Origin of the sequence: Pseudoalteromonas sp. BMB (assembly GCF_001709235.1) — a bacterium.
Lineage (GTDB): Bacteria > Pseudomonadota > Gammaproteobacteria > Enterobacterales > Alteromonadaceae > Pseudoalteromonas > Pseudoalteromonas maricaloris.
Genome location: NZ_MBQA01000192.1, coordinates 1 through 16,460 on the forward strand (window position 1 = coordinate 1; position 16,460 = coordinate 16,460).

Sequence of the window (16,460 nt, forward strand, 5' to 3'; positions counted from 1 at the left end):
TCTTACTTCTTACTTCTTACGAATAAAAGCAATAAATTTTACTGATTCAATATACGATCATTAGAAAATCAATAAGTCCCGTAATAGGGTATTCAAATTTGTGCAAAAGATAGTGATAGCTAACTCGCTAATCGTAGATTTTATAAGCCTTTGTCATAAAAAATTCTCTTAAAAGAACTAGACAGTACTTACAGATAAATCTATAATGACAGCGTTGTCATTGATATTGATTCTCATCTTTAGCTTCTGCCCAAGCTTGATGAGGGAATTGAATACACATCCCCTTGTGTGTATTCAGATTATTAAAATGTCCCTTTATTGAGACAATTCCATCTTAAAACCCTACAGCAGCAAAATTTTTTGTGCTATTCTCCAATCGTTTTTGTAACAAACCATATCTTGGTCATATTTAAATTTATATTTATCAATAAGATATATATCTATATGAATATTTTTTGAATAACAGGCCAAAAAAATTGTAGCGAATATGTAATTTAGGGTGTATGGTTTGTTATTAGATGACAGCGTTGTCATCATCACTGGGCAGAAGTGATTTAAAAAACCAACAAAATGATTCAAGGGGAATCCTGTGTTAGCTAATAATTTCAAAAAAAGCTTACTTGCAGTTAACGTCAGCATCGCACTAGGTGCGGGCTTTTCAGGCGTTGTAGTTGCAGAAGAAAGTCAAAGCCAAAATCAAGTACAAGAAAACGTAGAAGTCATTGAAGTTCGTGGTATTCGCGCTTCCAGTAAGGCGGACATTAATAACAAAAGATTCGCAAACGCTGTTGTTGATTCGATAACAGCAGAAGATATTGGTAAGTTTCCGGATAAAAACGTTGCGGAATCTCTATCTCGTATTACTGGTGTAGGGGTTAGCCGTGAGTTTGGTGAAGGTGAAAAGATTACTGTTCGAGGTTCAGATCCAACTAAAAACCGCACTCTATTAAACGGACAAAATGTTGGTACAGCTGACTGGTTTATCTTGGATAACCCTTCTCGTAGTTTCAACTTTACAATGCTTCCGTCTTCATTGGTAAGTAGCTTGGAAGTATATAAATCTCCTGAAGCGCGTATTGATGAAGGCTCAATTGGTGGTACAGTAATTCTAAATACACGCAAGCCTCTTGATTTGGATTCTGGTACTGTTCAGTTAAGCTTGCAGAGCCAATACTCAGAAGTAGCGGAAGAACATGATCCATCAATTGAAGCACTTTATTCATGGAAGAATGAAAGTGAGCAATTTGGTATTTTAATTTCTGGTTCAAAAGCTGATCGTACAGTTCGTCGTGAAGGTTTTGAGGTACTTGGTTGGGATGTTCAAGGTGATGGAACTTATACACCTCGTACTATGGGGGTTCCTGTTTTCCGCCAAGATCGTGAAAGAACAACATTTTTCAGCTCGATTCAATTTGCACCATCTGACGATTTCAGTGCGACTTTAAACATACTTGATTCAAATATGGATGTGAATAATACCAATTCAAACTTTCTATTGATGAATCCTGGGTCAGAGGCCGAGCTTTCGTTTAGTGATGGCAACGCATTAAAAGGCACTGGCGGTGGTGATGTTCGTTGGAATCATATCAACCGTATCTCAAGCACGGATACTAATTCAATTCATTTAGACATTGACTTTGCAACGGATTCATTCTCAATGAATGTGGAGCTTGGTACGACTGAAGCGGAGGGTGGAACATTAAATGAAACTTCTTGGGAATACGGCGGGCAGGGAGATTACAACTTTGATCTAACTGATGGTACTCCAACAGTAAACGCTGGTATTGATGGTACGGACCCTTCTAAATTTAACGGTGGCTGGATCTGGGGTGGGAATAAACCAACAACAGATGAAGAGTCTTATGCTCAGGTAGACTTTGACTTCCCGGTCGAACTTGGTGCGTTTACATCAATTAAAGTTGGTGCAAAATATCGTGATCACAAACGCACGCAAGACAGAAATGCCTACAGTTGGCATTGGGGTTTAGCTAACGATGGTGAGAGTGATAATTACATGAACCAGATCTTGGCTAATCAATGTAGTACGCTTGCGGATTGTGACCTTTCTAGAGGCACTGATACTGTTGGTGCTGACGTTGTCAATGGTGATATTACTCAACAGTTGATACACAACAGTGATCGTATGTTGGAATTAGGGTTAGGCCCAAATGCTTCCTATGCAATTCACAAAAATTTACCAGAAATATTTGAAGTAGCTGAGCAAAAAACGGCTTTCTATGTTCAGGGTGATTTCTCTGGAGAAAGTTTCCGAGGCAACATAGGTGTAAGGGTTGCTAAGACTGAGCAAGATTCTTCTGGTTATCTGTTCTCTTCAGATTCTTGGGGCTTATTAACTGTCAAAAACCCTGGCCTCAATGGTGATTTAACACCTTCTACATTAGAGTGGAAAACTGAATCACGTAGCTACACCGAGATTTTGCCAAACTTCAATTTATCTTATGACTTAGCTGAAGATCAAATTGTGAGGTTGTCTGCGGCACGAACGATGGCGCGTCCTAATTTCTTTGATATTTCACCAATTACCGCACCTGGCGATCTTGGTGAAGATAATCCAACTGCACAGGCTGGTAATCCAAATCTAGATCCACAAGTAGCTAACCAGTTTGATGCTGCTTGGGAATATTACTTCGGTGATGCATCGTTACTTGCAATAACGCTATTCTACAAAGATATTGAGAGTTACCAAACATCTGGTACTTCGAGCCAAGAGTTTTATGATCAAGAAACTCAACGTTGGGTTCCTGTAACTGTTACTCGGCCTGAGAATGGGGCAGGGGGAACAACAACGGGTTTAGAAGCCTCTATTCAACATAGTTTTGACAATGGTTTTGGTGTATCAGCAAACTATACTTATACTGATGCTAATAATGATGGTGAAAGAGATGTCCTAAAACCGGGGTCTGGCTTAGTAATGGGAGCTTCTGAGAATATGTTAAATATTTCAGGTTACTATGAAGATGATCTGTTTGCGGTTCGAGCGATGTATAACTACCGTACAAAATGGTATAAAGGTTTACACTCTTCAGGTACGGAGCTTTGGAATGATGACTATGGCCAATTGGACTTTAGTGCGACATACAACGTAACTGAAAATATCTCATTAGTATTTGAAGGTATTAACCTGACTGATGAAGAGGTCATAGAATATAATACTGATGAAGCAAGAGTATTATCTATATACCAGAATGGTCGTCGATTTGTACTAGGTGCAAACTTCCGTTTCTAATATTATTAAAATGCCGCTATTTAGCGGCATTTCTTTTTAATAATATGTCTTCAACTTTTCTTATTTCTTCCTGACTATTAGAAAGAATCCCTTTGTATGTTTTGTCAAAGACATCGTCTTTTCTATCGAAAACATAGTGTTTGAATACTTCTTTCCAGGCATCTCTCTGATATTTTGGAAGTGCTCTAATGGTGAGAATTGCGTGGATTAAACTTTCAGTAGATGTTAGCTCGGATGCAGTTTTATTTTCCCACCAATAGTTTACTAGAATATTAGCTCTTTCATGTGATTTAACATTATGCCACCACATAGGAGGGATATATAAGGCCTCACCCACTTCCAGTTCTGCAATTTGAACATCTTTATGTACGTTCTTAAACTTAGGATATTTGCTCAAATCAGGATTTTCGAAGTCGACAAGGCTAATAGCAGGCCCTGTTATGGCGCGATCTATCGGGGCGACATAGATATTAGGGATTGCATTTGGAGGGAGTAAATAAAATGTTCTTTTACCACAAACATTCAATGCTATGTTATGAGAGGTGTCGTAATGTCCAGGAACTGTTGTTGCTGTTCCAATCCATATTCTGGGAGAAATTTCAGATAGAAAATTTGGAGATGGATTTTGTGTAAGAAAAGATGGTAGGCATTGCTCTATTAATGCGCTTTGAACTGCAATGTCTTCACTGTGCTCATCTCGCTTTTCAACAATCAATCTTTTTAACACTGCTTTGAGTGGAACTTGAAATTTTTTGAATGTGAATCTTTCGTAATCTTCGCTCGCGTAGCTGATTAGTCCTTTATGTTTAGATTCGATTAATAAAGTATCTACCAATTTCTTAGAAGCAATGCTAAGTAACTTTCTAAGTAAATGTGATGGAGAATCCTTTGCTAACTCAACATATGGCCAGTCTTTAAATAGTTCTGATATTATTATCGGAGAATTATTGTTCTCAATGAATGTTTTTAAGTCTTCAACATCTGATGGTTTTATTTTTTGAATTTTCATGGTTTTAAATTGTATATTTACATGCTAATTTAATTATTACTTTAACATATTAATTGAGTGTGTGATGTCAGAAAAATATGAAATCATTGATGCGGGAAAACATAAAAAATTTTATGCTAAGTTAGATACTGACTTATTGCATTCGAAGGAGCGGCACTTGGTGGTTATAACACCAAGTGAAGTAGCAAAAGCAGCGCTGAATTTTCCTATTTGTTTCATTAAGTCTGGTGGCGATGCTAAATTTCAAATGATAGCAATTCTTGGGCTTGAGACCGGAAAAAATGCGTTTTATCGTGGTAATAGGTTTGAATCGCCATATATTCCTCAACATTTAGTGAAGTATCCATTCGTCCTAGCAAAAACCTCAGATGAAAAGACATATTTGGCAATTCACGCTTCGGCATTAAATAGTTCAGGGATTGGAGAGCCGTTGTTTCAAGATTCGGGTGAACTTTCGGACTTCCTTAAGTTAAGACATTCGCAATTAGAGGAGTTGTATCGTCAAGATGAGCTGTCGTTTCAATTTGTTAATCGTTTGTCCGAACTTGGTTTGTTGACGGAGTTTAGTTTTAAGTTTGATTTGGGGAATGGTGAGAAGAAAGAGATTGGGGGACTATATTCAGTCGATAGGGAGCTTCTAAATTCTCTCGATGATGAATCTCTATTGTCTTTGCAGAAATCAGGCATGCTAGAAGCAGTACACGCACATTTACTATCGCTGGGTCAGCTTCAAAGAGTTATTGATTTATCAGCCACGGCTAATCATTGACATTAAGTGAGAAGAGTGCGTTCTCGTCTAGTCGTGAAATATATGTAGGGTAACGAGTAAGATAAATTTAACTTCCAATTTGCCCCGAAAACCGCTAGCCTTAGGGCAATAAATAAAGTAACAAATACGTAAAATAATGGAGCAGTATTATGGCGGAACAACAAGTGCAGCCTTTACACAACGAAAAGCACGCTAACATCAAAGTAAAAAATGGCGTGAACGTTGATTTCCTTAAAACTCAGCACTTAATGCCTGTAGTGGCGCATGAGTTCGCGCGCGTAGCGACAGAATTCCCAATGGCGTTTGTTAAAAACACTGAATCAGGTCAATTTCAAGCGGTTGCTATGTTTGGTCTTCAGCCAGGTGAAAACTTATTTGTAGACGGTGACAAGTGGACAGGCAGCTTTGTGCCAATGGCCGCAGCACGTTACCCGTTTGGCTTGGTTAAACACCCAGAGCAAGATCAGTTTGGTATTGTGATTGACGAAGCAAGCCCGCTAGTTGGTGAAGAAGAAGGTAATGCGCTTTTCGAAGACGGTAAAGAAACTGAATATCTAGGTCGTCGTAAAGAAGCGTTAGTTAGCTATGTTGAGTTTGCTCGCGTAACTGAAGCGTTTACTCAGTATCTTGCTGACAAAGAGCTTCTAGTTCAACAAACGCTAACGGTAGAAATTCGTGGTGAGAAGAAAGACATCAACGGTATCTACCTTGTGGATGAGCGTAAGTTAAATGAATTAGGTGACGAAGATTTCCTAGAGCTACGTAAACGTGGCTATTTAGCACCGATCTTCGCATTCTTAACTTCTACACATCAAGTAGCGCGCCTTGCACGTATGAAGGCACAGCGCGAAGCGAGCTAATCGCTTATAGATATAGAACGATTCGATAGAAGCGCTTCCAGAGGAAGCGCTTTTTTTGTGGATGCTATTTTATAACTGCTACACCAATTTGCTCCTTCAAATTGAGCAAGTATTAAGACAAATTGGTATTACTTAGCGTTTGGAATAGGGCAGTATGAACCGCCACGAGGGATCCAGACCGAGCGTGTTTCCCAACGGCAGTTATACGCTGCTCGGCGTTCTTCTTGTTGAGTTGAAAGGAGTATTTTAACGCGAAAGCTTGCATCGTTCTAAAATTCACCTCATGCTGAAGTTTAACAACGAACCAAGGTATAAAAATGAAAAAAATCTCTTTGCTAGCAGTCTTATTAGCCTTGTCGGCGACAGCTGCTGTCGCTGACGAGAAAGCGCCACCGTTTGCGATCGCCATTCATGGAGGAGCTGGTACGATTGAGCGCAGTAACTTCACACCAGAAAAAGAAAAACAATACAAAGCTAAATTAAAAGAAGCCGTTGAAGCGGGGTATAAGGTACTAGAACAAGGTGGAGAAAGCCTTGATGCGGTAACGGCAGCCATTAACATTCTTGAAGACTCGCCTTTTTTTAATGCTGGTAAGGGAGCCGTGTACACTTATGATGAAGGGCATGAGCTAGATGCATCAATCATGGATGGTCGTAATCGCCAAGCCGGCGCTGTGGCGGGGGTGAAGCACATTAAAAACCCAATCAACCTGGCAAAAGAAGTGATGCAGCACTCAGTACATGTCATGCTAAGTGGTGAAGGTGCGGAAGACTTTGCTAAGAAACGCGGTTTTACGTTAGTGGAAAACAGCTATTTTGACACCGATGCTCGCTATCAATCGCTCTTAAAGGCGAAAAAGCGATTGCAGATGAAAGAAGCGGCGACCAAAGACTATCAGGCGGCACACCAACAATTAGAGAGCCAATATAAGATGGGAACTGTGGGGGCTGTCGCACTTGATAAACTGGGGAATTTAGCGGCTGGAACGTCAACTGGTGGCATGACGGCTAAACGCTTCGGACGGATAGGTGACTCACCGGTGATTGGTGCGGGCACATTTGCGGATAACCGCTCTTGTGCTGTTTCAGCAACGGGACATGGCGAGTATTTTATTCGATATAATGTAGCAGCTGATATTTGTGCTCGTGTCGCTTATCAAAACAAGTCGATTGAAAAAGCGGGGCAAGAAGTGATTTTTGATACGCTATATCCAATTGGTGGCACGGGAGGGGTGATCATAGTTGACCCTAAAGGAAATATTAGCATGCCATTTAATACCGCTGGAATGTATCGTGCGAGCAAGTCGTCAACAACACAGACCTATGTTGGTATTTATAGTGAGTAAAACAATATTTCGTTGAGACTAAGCAAGTTCTTCAAACGCCAGCTACTATTATCATGATAGCTGGCGTTTTTAATGGAGATGAGCAATGCAATCAATAAAAGTCGCAGACTACTTAAATCATCGCCCCGTAACATTCAAACAGGACATGCGCGTAGAATCAGCTGTAGAAAAGCTGCTACAAAGCGGCCAGTCGGGCGGGCCGGTTATAGACGAAGCAAGGCGGGTTATTGGGTTTTTATCTGAGCAGGATTGTCTTAAAAAAATGTTAGAGGCGACCTATCAAAATGAGTCTCATAGCGTGGTGTCCGATGTGATGACAAAAGAGCCTCTGTGTGTAAAACGCGAAGACAGCATAGTGCAAATGGCAGATTTGATGATTTGCAATAAGCCCAAAGTGTACCCGGTAGTTGACGATGAAGGGCGCTTACTTGGGGTTATCAGTCGTGCAAACGTGTTATTAGCGTTGGATAAGCATTTACATGATGCTTATGTCTCTGGGCACCGCTACGTATAAAGCGATGAAATTTACGAGCTGTTAAGGTAACCCATGAGGAGTTGCCTTGAGAATAACAGCAAAAATCTCAATTCTTAACCAAATTTAGTTGGGTTCGTCTAATCTGATTTGATAAACTACACGACGTTTTATGTAATCACAAGGTGTCGTGTAGTGCAGGTTGACTCGCTGTTCAAAGAGCTAAATTCATGTCTTAAAAAGGATCACTTCATCCTCAAAAAGCGCCTTCATGGTGCGAAAAAAATTACCGATCAAGAAAAGCAAAAGCAGGTAGTCGCAAAAGTAGCGGCTGCGATTGCAAAAAGCCAAGAATTAAAGGTAACAAGAAGTGCCAATATTCCAGCAGTAGAGTATCCTGAGCAACTACCCGTCAGCCAGAAAAAAGACGACATCAAAGCAGCCATTGCGAATAACCAAGTGGTTATTGTTGCCGGTGAAACGGGCTCGGGGAAGACCACGCAGCTGCCTAAAATTTGTTTAGAGTTAGGTCGAGGCGTGGATGGCTATATTGGTCATACACAACCAAGAAGACTAGCGGCAAGAAGCGTATCTACCCGTATCGCAGAGGAAATTGGCTGCGAGATGGGGCAAGAAGTTGGATTTAAAATTCGCTTCTCAGATCAAGTCTCTGACAATACATACGTAAAACTGATGACCGACGGTATTTTGCTCTCAGAGATTCAACAAGACAGATTCCTCAACCAGTACGACACAATCATCATTGATGAAGCGCACGAGCGTAGCCTGAATATTGATTTTATTCTGGGTTATTTAAAGCAGCTGTTGCCGAAGCGTCCAGATCTTAAAGTGATTATCACCTCAGCAACCATTGATCCTGAGCGTTTTTCCAAACATTTTAGTGACGCACCTATTATTGAGGTGTCAGGGCGAACTTATCCAGTAGAAGTGAGATACCGTCCAGTTGAAGATGTAGACTCACAAAATGGCGAAGCAGAAAATGACCAATTGCAGGGCATTTTTGATGCGGTTGATGAGCTTTGTGCCGAAGGACCTGGGGATATTTTGGTATTTATGAACGGTGAGCGTGAAATTCGTGACACCGCTGACGCGCTGGCAAAACGCAATTTAAAAGGCGTTGAGATTTTACCTTTGTATGCGCGCCTGTCTAATGCCGAACAAAACCGCATTTTTGCGCCCCATAGCCAACGGCGCATCGTATTGTCTACAAACGTTGCAGAAACGTCATTGACCGTACCAGGTATTCGCTATGTTATCGACCCGGGTACTGCGAGAATAAGCCGCTATAGTTATCGAACCAAAGTGCAACGCTTACCGATTGAAGCGGTATCACAAGCCAGTGCAAACCAGCGTAAAGGTCGATGTGGGCGTGTGGCATCCGGTATTTGTATTCGTTTATATTCTGAAGACGACTTTTTAGGGCGTCCTGAGTTTACCGATCCTGAAATTCTAAGAACCAATTTAGCTTCGGTTATTTTGCAAATGCTGGCACTTGGACTTGGTGATATAAGTCAATTCCCATTTGTACAAGCGCCTGATAGCCGTAATATCAAAGATGGTATGTCGTTACTTGAAGAGTTGGAGGCGATAGTTCCTGCACAGCGCAGAGAAAAAGCCAAGCTCACAGAATCAGGTCGTAAACTAAGTCGCTTACCCATAGACCCAAGGCTTGCCAAGATGGTGATGTCAGGGGCACAAAACAACGCGCTTTGGGAAGCGATAGTGATCACTGCGGCACTGTCTATTCAAGACCCAAGAGAGCGTCCTCAAGACAAACGTGCAGCAGCTGACGAAAAACACAATCGCTTTGAGTGCGAACACTCTGACTTTGTTGCATATCTAAACCTATGGAATTATATCGAAGCGCAGCAGCAAGCACTAACGCGCAACCAGTTTAGAAAGCAATGCCAAAAAGACTTTTTGGCCTATATGCGCGTACGTGAGTGGCAAGATATTGTATATCAGCTGACCACGGTATGTGAGGAGCTCGGCTTTAAAATAAATAGCAGTCCTGCAAGTGATGAGGCTGTCCATCAATCATTGCTAAGCGGTATGCTTAGCCATATTGGTGTGAAGGACGAAAAGCAAAAGCAAGTTTTTAAAGGCGCACGTAACAGCCAATTTCATATTTTCCCCGGTTCAACACTGTTTAAGAAAAGCCCTAAGTGGCTGATGTCTGCGGAGCTTGTGGAAACCAGTAAACTTTATGCTCGGGTTAACGCCAAGATCGATGTAAATTGGATTGCACCGCTCGCCAAGCATTTAGTTAATAGTAGCTATAGCGAGCCGCATTGGGAGAAAAAGGCTGGAGCGGTTATCGCATTTGAACAACAAACCTTATACGGCTTGATCATCGTTGGCCGCAAACGCACGGTGTATAGCGATATTGATCCTGTGGTTAGCCGAGAGATATTTATTCGTGAAGCGTTAGCAAACGGTCAACTTGGCCAGAGCGAAGGTTTTTTAAGCGCAAACCAAAAATTGGTTGAAGAAGTGCAGGCGCTTGAAGATAAAGCGAGGCGTCGCGATATCCTAGTCGACGAAGAAGATGTGGTTGCGTTTTATAACGATCGAATTCCACAAGACGTAAATAATCGTGCTGCGTTTAGTAAATGGTGGCGTTCACAAAAGCAAAAAGACAAACGCTTTTTGCATATGACGCGCGATCTGTTAATGAAGCATGACGCCGAGCATATCACGGATATTCATTATCCAGATACGTGGCAGCAAGGGCATTTGATCTTGCCTCTCAGTTATCACTTTGACCCAGGCCAAGCACTAGACGGCGTGGTGGTCAATATTCCTCTGGCATTATTAAACCAAGTTCAAGATGAAGGTTTTGATTGGCATATCCCTGCGCTCAGACATGAGCTGGTTTGTGGGCTTATTAAGTCACTGCCGAAGACCTTAAGACGTAATTTTGTGCCAGCACCAAATTATGCCGATGCTGTGCTTGCCGCCGTTGAGGTAATGCAAGGCTCATTTATAGAAGCGGTGTCCAACCGTTTACTCAGAATGACAGGTGTCAAAGTCGCCGAGTCAGATTGGGACGTTAGTTCACTTGAGCCGCACTTAAAAATGCAATTTCAGGTAGTTGATGACAAAGGCAAGGTGATAGCCCATAGCTTTGATTTATTGGCACTTAAGGCAAGGTTGCAAGGGCAAGTGACCGAGACGCTTTCGCAAGTGGCAGAGCAAGGGATTGAGCAGACGGATATTCAGCAGTGGGATTTTGGCGAGCTGCCAGAGCAATATACTAAAAAGCAAGGCAATTATGAGATTAAGGCTTTCCCTGCATTAGTCGATAAAAAGCAAAGTGCGGCTATAGAACTGTTTGATAACGAAGTAAAAGCCCAAGCGGCGCATCAAGCAGGATTGCGCCGTCTTGTGCTACTCAATGTTCCTTCGCCTGTTAAATACCTGCAGCAACACTTACCAAATAAGGCTAAGTTAGGATTGTACTTTAACCCCTTTGGTAAAGTGTATGATTTAGTTGATGACTGTACGCAAGCTGGGGTTGATAAGTTGCTGCGTGCATTTGGTGAGATCAGAGATGACGTCGCGTTTGAAAAAGCCAAAGAACACATTCGAGCTGAGCTAGGTGACACTGTAGTTGAAATTGCGAAGCAAGTTGAGGCTGTGCTTAGTATTGCCCACAGTATTAACAAGCGTATGAAAGGCAGAGTGGATCTCACGATGATCACCGCGCACGGTGACATAAAATCTCAGTTATCCGGTCTTATCTTTAAAGGCTTTGTCACCGCTCATGGTGCTGACAAAATCTCTGATATTTTGCGTTACATGAAAGCGATTGAAAAAAGGCTTGAAAAACTTGCGGTAGATCCAAACAGAGATAGGCTGTGTGTACTAGAATTGGAAAAAGTTGCTGCGGCCTATCAAGACAAGTTGGCAAAAATTCCTTCTGGATTACCTGTACCAGAGTCGCTTATAAATATTTTTTGGATGCAACAGGAACTTCGCGTGTCTTTGTTTGCTCAAACATTAGGAACGGCTTACCCAATTTCGGCTAAACGCGTTCTGAATTCGATAAAAGAGTGCGAAATATAAACTTGCATTTTAGAGTACGACAGTTACTTTATTATATGAGGAAGTAAAGTTTTGGATTGTGAGAAGGAAGCGGCATTGAATATGTCCACACGAGAGAAAAGGAAAAATGCACCGCATCTGCTAGTGGTCGACGACGAGTATTTTAACTATGAAATGCTCGAAGTGGCGCTGTCAGGGGCGTTTGAGCTGAGCTATGCAAACTCGGGCACGAGTTGCTTGTCTAATGCGATTGCTGATCCTCCAGATGCTATTTTGCTTGATGTGTGTATGCCGGGCCTTGACGGTTACGACACCTGTCGAATGTTGAAAAATACACCAGAGACGAAGGACATTCCTGTATTAATGGTATCTGGTTTAGAGTCCGAAAAAGAACAAAAAGCGGGATTCGATGCCGGCTGCGATGCCTATGTGGTAAAGCCATTTTCAATGCAATCGCTATTAGAAAAAATAAAATCAATGGTGTAGGAGCATTATATGATCAATGAAGATAAACGCCGTTTTATGCGTATGTCGGTGGATGCAGTTGCAAAATTAACCGAGCTTGAGTCGGGTAAAGTGCACCAAGGAGTTTGTCACGATTTAAGCGCCACAGGGTTGTCGGTGACAGTGAGCGACCCAATTGAAGCAAATTCAACCGTTGACATTTTCATTGATTCCAGTGGCGATATGATCCAGCCACTTAGTGCTCACGCGACCGTGATCCGCTGTAGTCAAGAACAGGACGAGCAGTGGATTGTAGGGCTTGAAATCACCAAGTTTAATTAGATTACCTAAGCCCTAAAGGTGGTATTGAAGTTTCCTCCGATACCACTATAAATTGCTAAATCAATAGACCTTACAAATTAGGCCTTTTAGGTAAAAGCCTTCTGGATAATTACCCGCAATAGGGTGGTCGGCTGCTTGATTTAGCCTTTCCATAATCAACAATTCTTTACCGGCATCGAGCGCAGCGTCTGCAACGACTTTCTGGAACAGGTTTTGTTCCATAAGGCCAGAACATGAGAAGGTGAGTAATGTGCCTCCTGGTTTTAATATCTGCATGGCAATCATATTGATATCTTTATAGCCACGACAAGCACCGTTAAGCTGCGCCTTACTTTCTGCAAACTTTGGTGGATCCATCACGATAGTATCGAATTGACGACCCTCATCACGATATTGTCTTAGTAGTTTGAACACGTCTTGCTTAACAAACTCAGCTTTCGATAAGTCTAGTTCATTATGTTCTACATTGCGTTTAGCTGTGTCGAGTGCTGGCTGCGATACGTCAACGTTGATTACTTTACTACAGCCACCGCGCAGCGCATAAAGGCCAAATGTACCGGTGTAACAGAAGCAGTTAAGCACTTCTTTGTCTTTTACAAAGCGTTCTAACGCGGCTCGGCTGTCGCGTTGATCTAGATAAAAGCCAGTTTTATGGCCGCCGATGATATCGACTTCAATCTTTAAACCATTTTCGCTTATAAGGACTGGTGCGGTTGGTGCATCGCCTGCAAGCGGTCCGGTAATTTTATCAAGGCCTTCTTTTTTGCGCACATCAACATCTGAGCGCTCGTAAACATGACAATCAGGAAATAGTGATTGCAATGCCATTACTATTTCGCCTTTGTGGCGCTCGGCACCAGCGCTTAGCAACTGACAAACCAAGTAGTTATCAAACTTATCAATTGTTACACCTGGTAGCCCATCTGACTCTGCGGCACACAATCTAAAGCCAGTTAAACCACCTTCAGCGATAACATATTCTCTGGCTGCTAGTGCCCGTGCGAGTTTTTGCTCAAAAAACGCTTGGTCGATATGTTGTGATTCATCAAATGTCCAAATTCTGGCTCGGATCTGAGAGTCTGGACTGTAAGCGGCTGTCGCGAGGTATTTACCCTCATTGCTGTAAATCTTGACGGTATCGCCAAGGGCGGGTTTACCTTTTACTTTTTTAATGGCCTTTGAGAAAACCCAAGGGTGTTTTCTGTTAAGGGATTTTTCTCTGCCAGGTTGCAGATATAGCGCGCAAGTCATATATTTTCTCTAATCTTTCCTGATAGCTGCCATTTTAGTGAAGGGTGTGGCAACATACAATCAGTAATGCCTTTCCCGCTGAATTTGTGTGGGTTTATTTGTCAGATATTAATAAAAGTTGAGCTTAATGACGTTAAAAATGCATGAATTAGAAAAAGCATGTGAAGAGTTTATGCTGTCGACTCCATGTGCAGATACTGCCCATGATTTGTCTCATATCAAGCGTGTAGTTAAAGTCGCAAAGTCACTTTGCGAAGCTGAGGGGGCGGATCCTGCTGTGGTGATCCCTGCCGCTTGGTTACATGATTGTGTTGCCGTAGCAAAAAATCATCCAGATAGGCCGCTGGCGTCTAAATTAGCTGCAGATAAGGCGGTTGCCTTCCTAACAGAGTTGAAGTACGACACGGATAAACTAGAGGCTATTCACCACGCCATTGTTGCACACAGCTTTAGCGCCGGTGTCACACCCACGACATTAGAAGCCAAAATTGTCCAAGATGCAGACAGAATGGATGCGTTAGGGGCGATAGGTGTTAGCCGCTGTATGAAAGTAGGTGGGGCGATAGCGCGTAATCTTTACAATGTAGAAGACCCTTTTTGTGAGCACAGAAAAGCTGACGATACTAAATATACCTTAGATCACTTCTTCATTAAGCTGCTGCATATTAAAGATAACATGCATACCACCGCAGCCCGTGAGCAGGCACAAGCCCGCACCCAATATATGCTGGATTTTTTAGAACAACTGAAATCAGAAATAGCGGATTAAAAATGACGAGATGAGTATCACCTCGTCATTTGCTTTACAAAAACCACCACAAATAGCGCTAATGAAAAGCTACCGGTAAAAGCCTCTACCGCTGCGATCAGCCGGGAGATCCCCACAGGCGTAATATCCCCGTAACCCAAGGTTGTGAAGGTAACAACACTAAAATAAAAGCTGTTCAGCAGCGCCATGACGTTTTCAGATACACTGTTGTCTAAGTCCAGTTGCATTATCTGGTCTTGAAACGAAACGCCAAATAGAAAATAGCAAAATGCACAGGTAATTATCATACCTAAACTGAAGCGAATGACATTTTCCGGCTTTTCTCCATACCCACATAATAAGTCGACAAAGCTGGAAATAAGGTGACGTTTTGAAAATCGTGGATACTGGGCATGCCGCATGCGCAGCTCTTTGTATGTAAAGCGCCCAACCATTTCAAATAGTCCTTGGTTTTCCGCGCCTTTACGTAGTAAACGATAGATCTCTTCGGACTGTAGAAACAAGTCTTCCGCGTCTTCTTTGGCTCGGTTTCTACGAGCTTCAAAAGCTTGCTGCTCTTGCAGTAATTGCTCGCCGAGTTCCATATTATCGATACGGGTGTTTTCAAGCTTTATGCCGAGCAAATTGGTGCTTTCTAAATTACAGCAGTGCAGACTTGCTTCTCTCAAGTCGGCCTTCATTAGCGACGCATGCTTAATGGTATTATTAAACAGGTGCGCCCCTTTCAAATTGGCACGATAAAAGTTGCTATAAGATAGATCATAGCCATGATGATTTTCAAAGTTAACAAGATTGAGCCCTTCTAAATTGGCCCGCTTCAACTCTAAGCCTTGCAGCAAACCGCCGCGCTTGGCGTAGCGTTCAAGCTTTTGGCTTAGCTCTAAGCCACCTTTATCGAATTTATTGTCATGCCAAAAGCAGTAACCTGAGCCCATATCGATTTCACTGCATTTTTTTCCCTCAGGTGACACATATTGGCAAATGGGTTTATCAGCCATAGCTTGCCTAAATCAAAATGCCTTTTTCATTAAGCGTAGCAGCAAAAATAATAAATACGGTGATTTAACGAAAAAATCTTTCTAATTTATAGAGTGTTAGAAACCACACTATTGATGAGTTTATTGCCATCATTGGTCAAATTCATCATCTTACATGGCGTTTGCAGTGACTCTGATAAGTTGCTCATATTATAATGCATGCTTTAGTGACTAAGAATTTGTTACCTTGCAATATCAATTGAAGAAAAGCCGAAAGCGTAAGAGCGTTGCGATAAAAATAAAAGCTGGCCAAGTATTTGTGTATGCGCCAGAGCAAATTTGCGAGCGCTGGTTACATAATTGGGTGGAAAGCAAATCCGATTGGATAAAATCAAAGCTTGCTCTAAAAGTCATACCTGAGAGCCCTCGGCCACTGGAAACAGGAATTGTGCAAGTATTCGGCGAGATCTTTACCATTCAAAGAGGCGAAAGCACGACCTCTGTAATTGATTTTGATAACAAAAGGGTTTTACTTAAGGCTGTCAAAAATGAATGGCGTGAATTAGTTGCGCTGTTAAGCGAAACGCTAAATGACTATGTAGATATGGTTATTGCGCGCTATCAACCTGATATTCAAGCTCGCTTTGATACACTAAAAATACGCGTTTATAAAAGCCGCTGGGGCAGTTTTTCATCTAAAGGCGTACTTGCGTTTAATACGCTTTTGATTGGTGCGCCTAAGTGGGTAATCGATTATGTGGTAGTGCACGAACTTTGCCATTTTCATGTCATGGCACACAATTGCGCATTTTGGCGCTTGGTAACAAAGCACTATGGCCACGACCATAAAATGGCTCGGCGTTATTTACGTGACCACGGTCGTGACTTGATGATTGAGCATTAGCA

Annotated in this window: 13 protein-coding genes; 10 read left to right on the top strand and 3 right to left on the bottom strand. The window is 42.1% G+C overall.

Features of this window, described 5'->3' with window-relative positions; all coding sequences use genetic code 11:
• The first annotated feature begins 589 nt into the window (after positions 1–589).
• Complete coding sequence (locus tag BB427_RS17690; RefSeq protein ID WP_069022288.1) at positions 590–3,247, top strand: TonB-dependent receptor; 2,658 nt, start codon at positions 590–592, stop codon at positions 3,245–3,247.
• 16 nt (positions 3,248–3,263) lie between these two features.
• Here BB427_RS17690 and BB427_RS17695 read toward each other — a convergent pair whose 3' ends face one another.
• A complete protein-coding gene (locus tag BB427_RS17695; RefSeq protein ID WP_069022290.1) occupies positions 3,264–4,256 on the bottom strand; it encodes a cupin-like domain-containing protein in 993 nt (330 codons plus the stop codon).
• A gap of 64 nt (positions 4,257–4,320) precedes the next feature.
• Between BB427_RS17695 and BB427_RS17700 the strand changes: the two genes are divergently transcribed.
• The 7 genes from BB427_RS17700 (at position 4,321) to BB427_RS17730 (ending at position 12,557) form a co-directional block, all read left to right on the top strand.
• Positions 4,321–5,025 (top strand): SapC family protein, encoded by a 705-nt coding sequence (locus tag BB427_RS17700; protein WP_069022292.1) that lies wholly within the window; start codon positions 4,321–4,323, stop codon positions 5,023–5,025.
• A 149-nt stretch (positions 5,026–5,174) separates the two neighbouring features.
• The gene (locus tag BB427_RS17705; protein WP_010375531.1) at positions 5,175–5,885 is read left to right on the top strand and encodes a SapC family protein; all 711 of its coding nucleotides are present in this window, start codon (positions 5,175–5,177) and stop codon (positions 5,883–5,885) included.
• A gap of 317 nt (positions 5,886–6,202) precedes the next feature.
• Positions 6,203–7,231: an isoaspartyl peptidase/L-asparaginase family protein gene (locus tag BB427_RS17710; protein WP_069022294.1), complete on the top strand. Its 1,029-nt coding sequence runs from the start codon at positions 6,203–6,205 to the stop codon at positions 7,229–7,231.
• Between the two features lie 85 nt (positions 7,232–7,316).
• The gene (locus BB427_RS17715; RefSeq protein ID WP_010375537.1) at positions 7,317–7,745 is read left to right on the top strand and encodes a CBS domain-containing protein; all 429 of its coding nucleotides are present in this window, start codon (positions 7,317–7,319) and stop codon (positions 7,743–7,745) included.
• Between the two features lie 153 nt (positions 7,746–7,898).
• A complete protein-coding gene (hrpA, locus tag BB427_RS17720; RefSeq protein WP_069022296.1) occupies positions 7,899–11,792 on the top strand; it encodes an ATP-dependent RNA helicase HrpA in 3,894 nt (1,297 codons plus the stop codon).
• An 81-nt stretch (positions 11,793–11,873) separates the two neighbouring features.
• A complete protein-coding gene (locus tag BB427_RS17725) occupies positions 11,874–12,257 on the top strand; it encodes a response regulator (protein ID WP_010375541.1) in 384 nt (127 codons plus the stop codon).
• Positions 12,258–12,266: 9 nt separating this feature from the next.
• Positions 12,267–12,557, top strand: a complete 291-nt coding sequence (locus tag BB427_RS17730) for a PilZ domain-containing protein (RefSeq protein WP_010375543.1) — start codon at positions 12,267–12,269, stop codon at positions 12,555–12,557.
• A gap of 60 nt (positions 12,558–12,617) precedes the next feature.
• On the opposite strand, the gene BB427_RS17735 is transcribed toward BB427_RS17730, so the two are convergent.
• Positions 12,618–13,808 (bottom strand): class I SAM-dependent methyltransferase, encoded by a 1,191-nt coding sequence (locus tag BB427_RS17735; protein WP_010375545.1) that lies wholly within the window; start codon positions 13,806–13,808, stop codon positions 12,618–12,620.
• Between the two features lie 127 nt (positions 13,809–13,935).
• Here BB427_RS17735 and BB427_RS17740 point away from each other — a divergent pair, with 127 nt between their 5' ends.
• The gene (locus tag BB427_RS17740) at positions 13,936–14,577 is read left to right on the top strand and encodes an HD domain-containing protein (RefSeq protein WP_045989065.1); all 642 of its coding nucleotides are present in this window, start codon (positions 13,936–13,938) and stop codon (positions 14,575–14,577) included.
• 17 nt (positions 14,578–14,594) lie between these two features.
• Here BB427_RS17740 and BB427_RS17745 read toward each other — a convergent pair whose 3' ends face one another.
• Positions 14,595–15,575 carry an ion channel gene (locus BB427_RS17745; RefSeq protein ID WP_010606522.1) on the bottom strand — a complete coding sequence of 327 codons (981 nt, stop codon included), beginning with the start codon at positions 15,573–15,575 and terminating at the stop codon, positions 14,595–14,597.
• A 226-nt stretch (positions 15,576–15,801) separates the two neighbouring features.
• On the opposite strand from BB427_RS17745, the gene BB427_RS17750 reads away from it, so the two are divergent.
• Positions 15,802–16,458 (top strand): M48 family metallopeptidase, encoded by a 657-nt coding sequence (locus tag BB427_RS17750; RefSeq protein ID WP_069022298.1) that lies wholly within the window; start codon positions 15,802–15,804, stop codon positions 16,456–16,458.
• The last annotated feature ends 2 nt before the right edge of the window (positions 16,459–16,460 follow it).

Coding starts and splice junctions, on each gene's coding strand:
- BB427_RS17695 (WP_069022290.1), bottom strand. CDS start 4,256: ATGAAAATTCAAAAAATAAAACCATCAGATGTTGAAGACTTAAAAACA.
- BB427_RS17700 (WP_069022292.1), top strand. CDS start 4,321: ATGTCAGAAAAATATGAAATCATTGATGCGGGAAAACATAAAAAATTT.
- BB427_RS17705 (WP_010375531.1), top strand. CDS start 5,175: ATGGCGGAACAACAAGTGCAGCCTTTACACAACGAAAAGCACGCTAAC.
- BB427_RS17710 (WP_069022294.1), top strand. CDS start 6,203: ATGAAAAAAATCTCTTTGCTAGCAGTCTTATTAGCCTTGTCGGCGACA.
- BB427_RS17715 (WP_010375537.1), top strand. CDS start 7,317: ATGCAATCAATAAAAGTCGCAGACTACTTAAATCATCGCCCCGTAACA.
- BB427_RS17725 (WP_010375541.1), top strand. CDS start 11,874: ATGTCCACACGAGAGAAAAGGAAAAATGCACCGCATCTGCTAGTGGTC.
- BB427_RS17730 (WP_010375543.1), top strand. CDS start 12,267: ATGATCAATGAAGATAAACGCCGTTTTATGCGTATGTCGGTGGATGCA.
- BB427_RS17735 (WP_010375545.1), bottom strand. CDS start 13,808: ATGACTTGCGCGCTATATCTGCAACCTGGCAGAGAAAAATCCCTTAAC.
- BB427_RS17740 (WP_045989065.1), top strand. CDS start 13,936: ATGACGTTAAAAATGCATGAATTAGAAAAAGCATGTGAAGAGTTTATG.
- BB427_RS17745 (WP_010606522.1), bottom strand. CDS start 15,575: ATGGCTGATAAACCCATTTGCCAATATGTGTCACCTGAGGGAAAAAAA.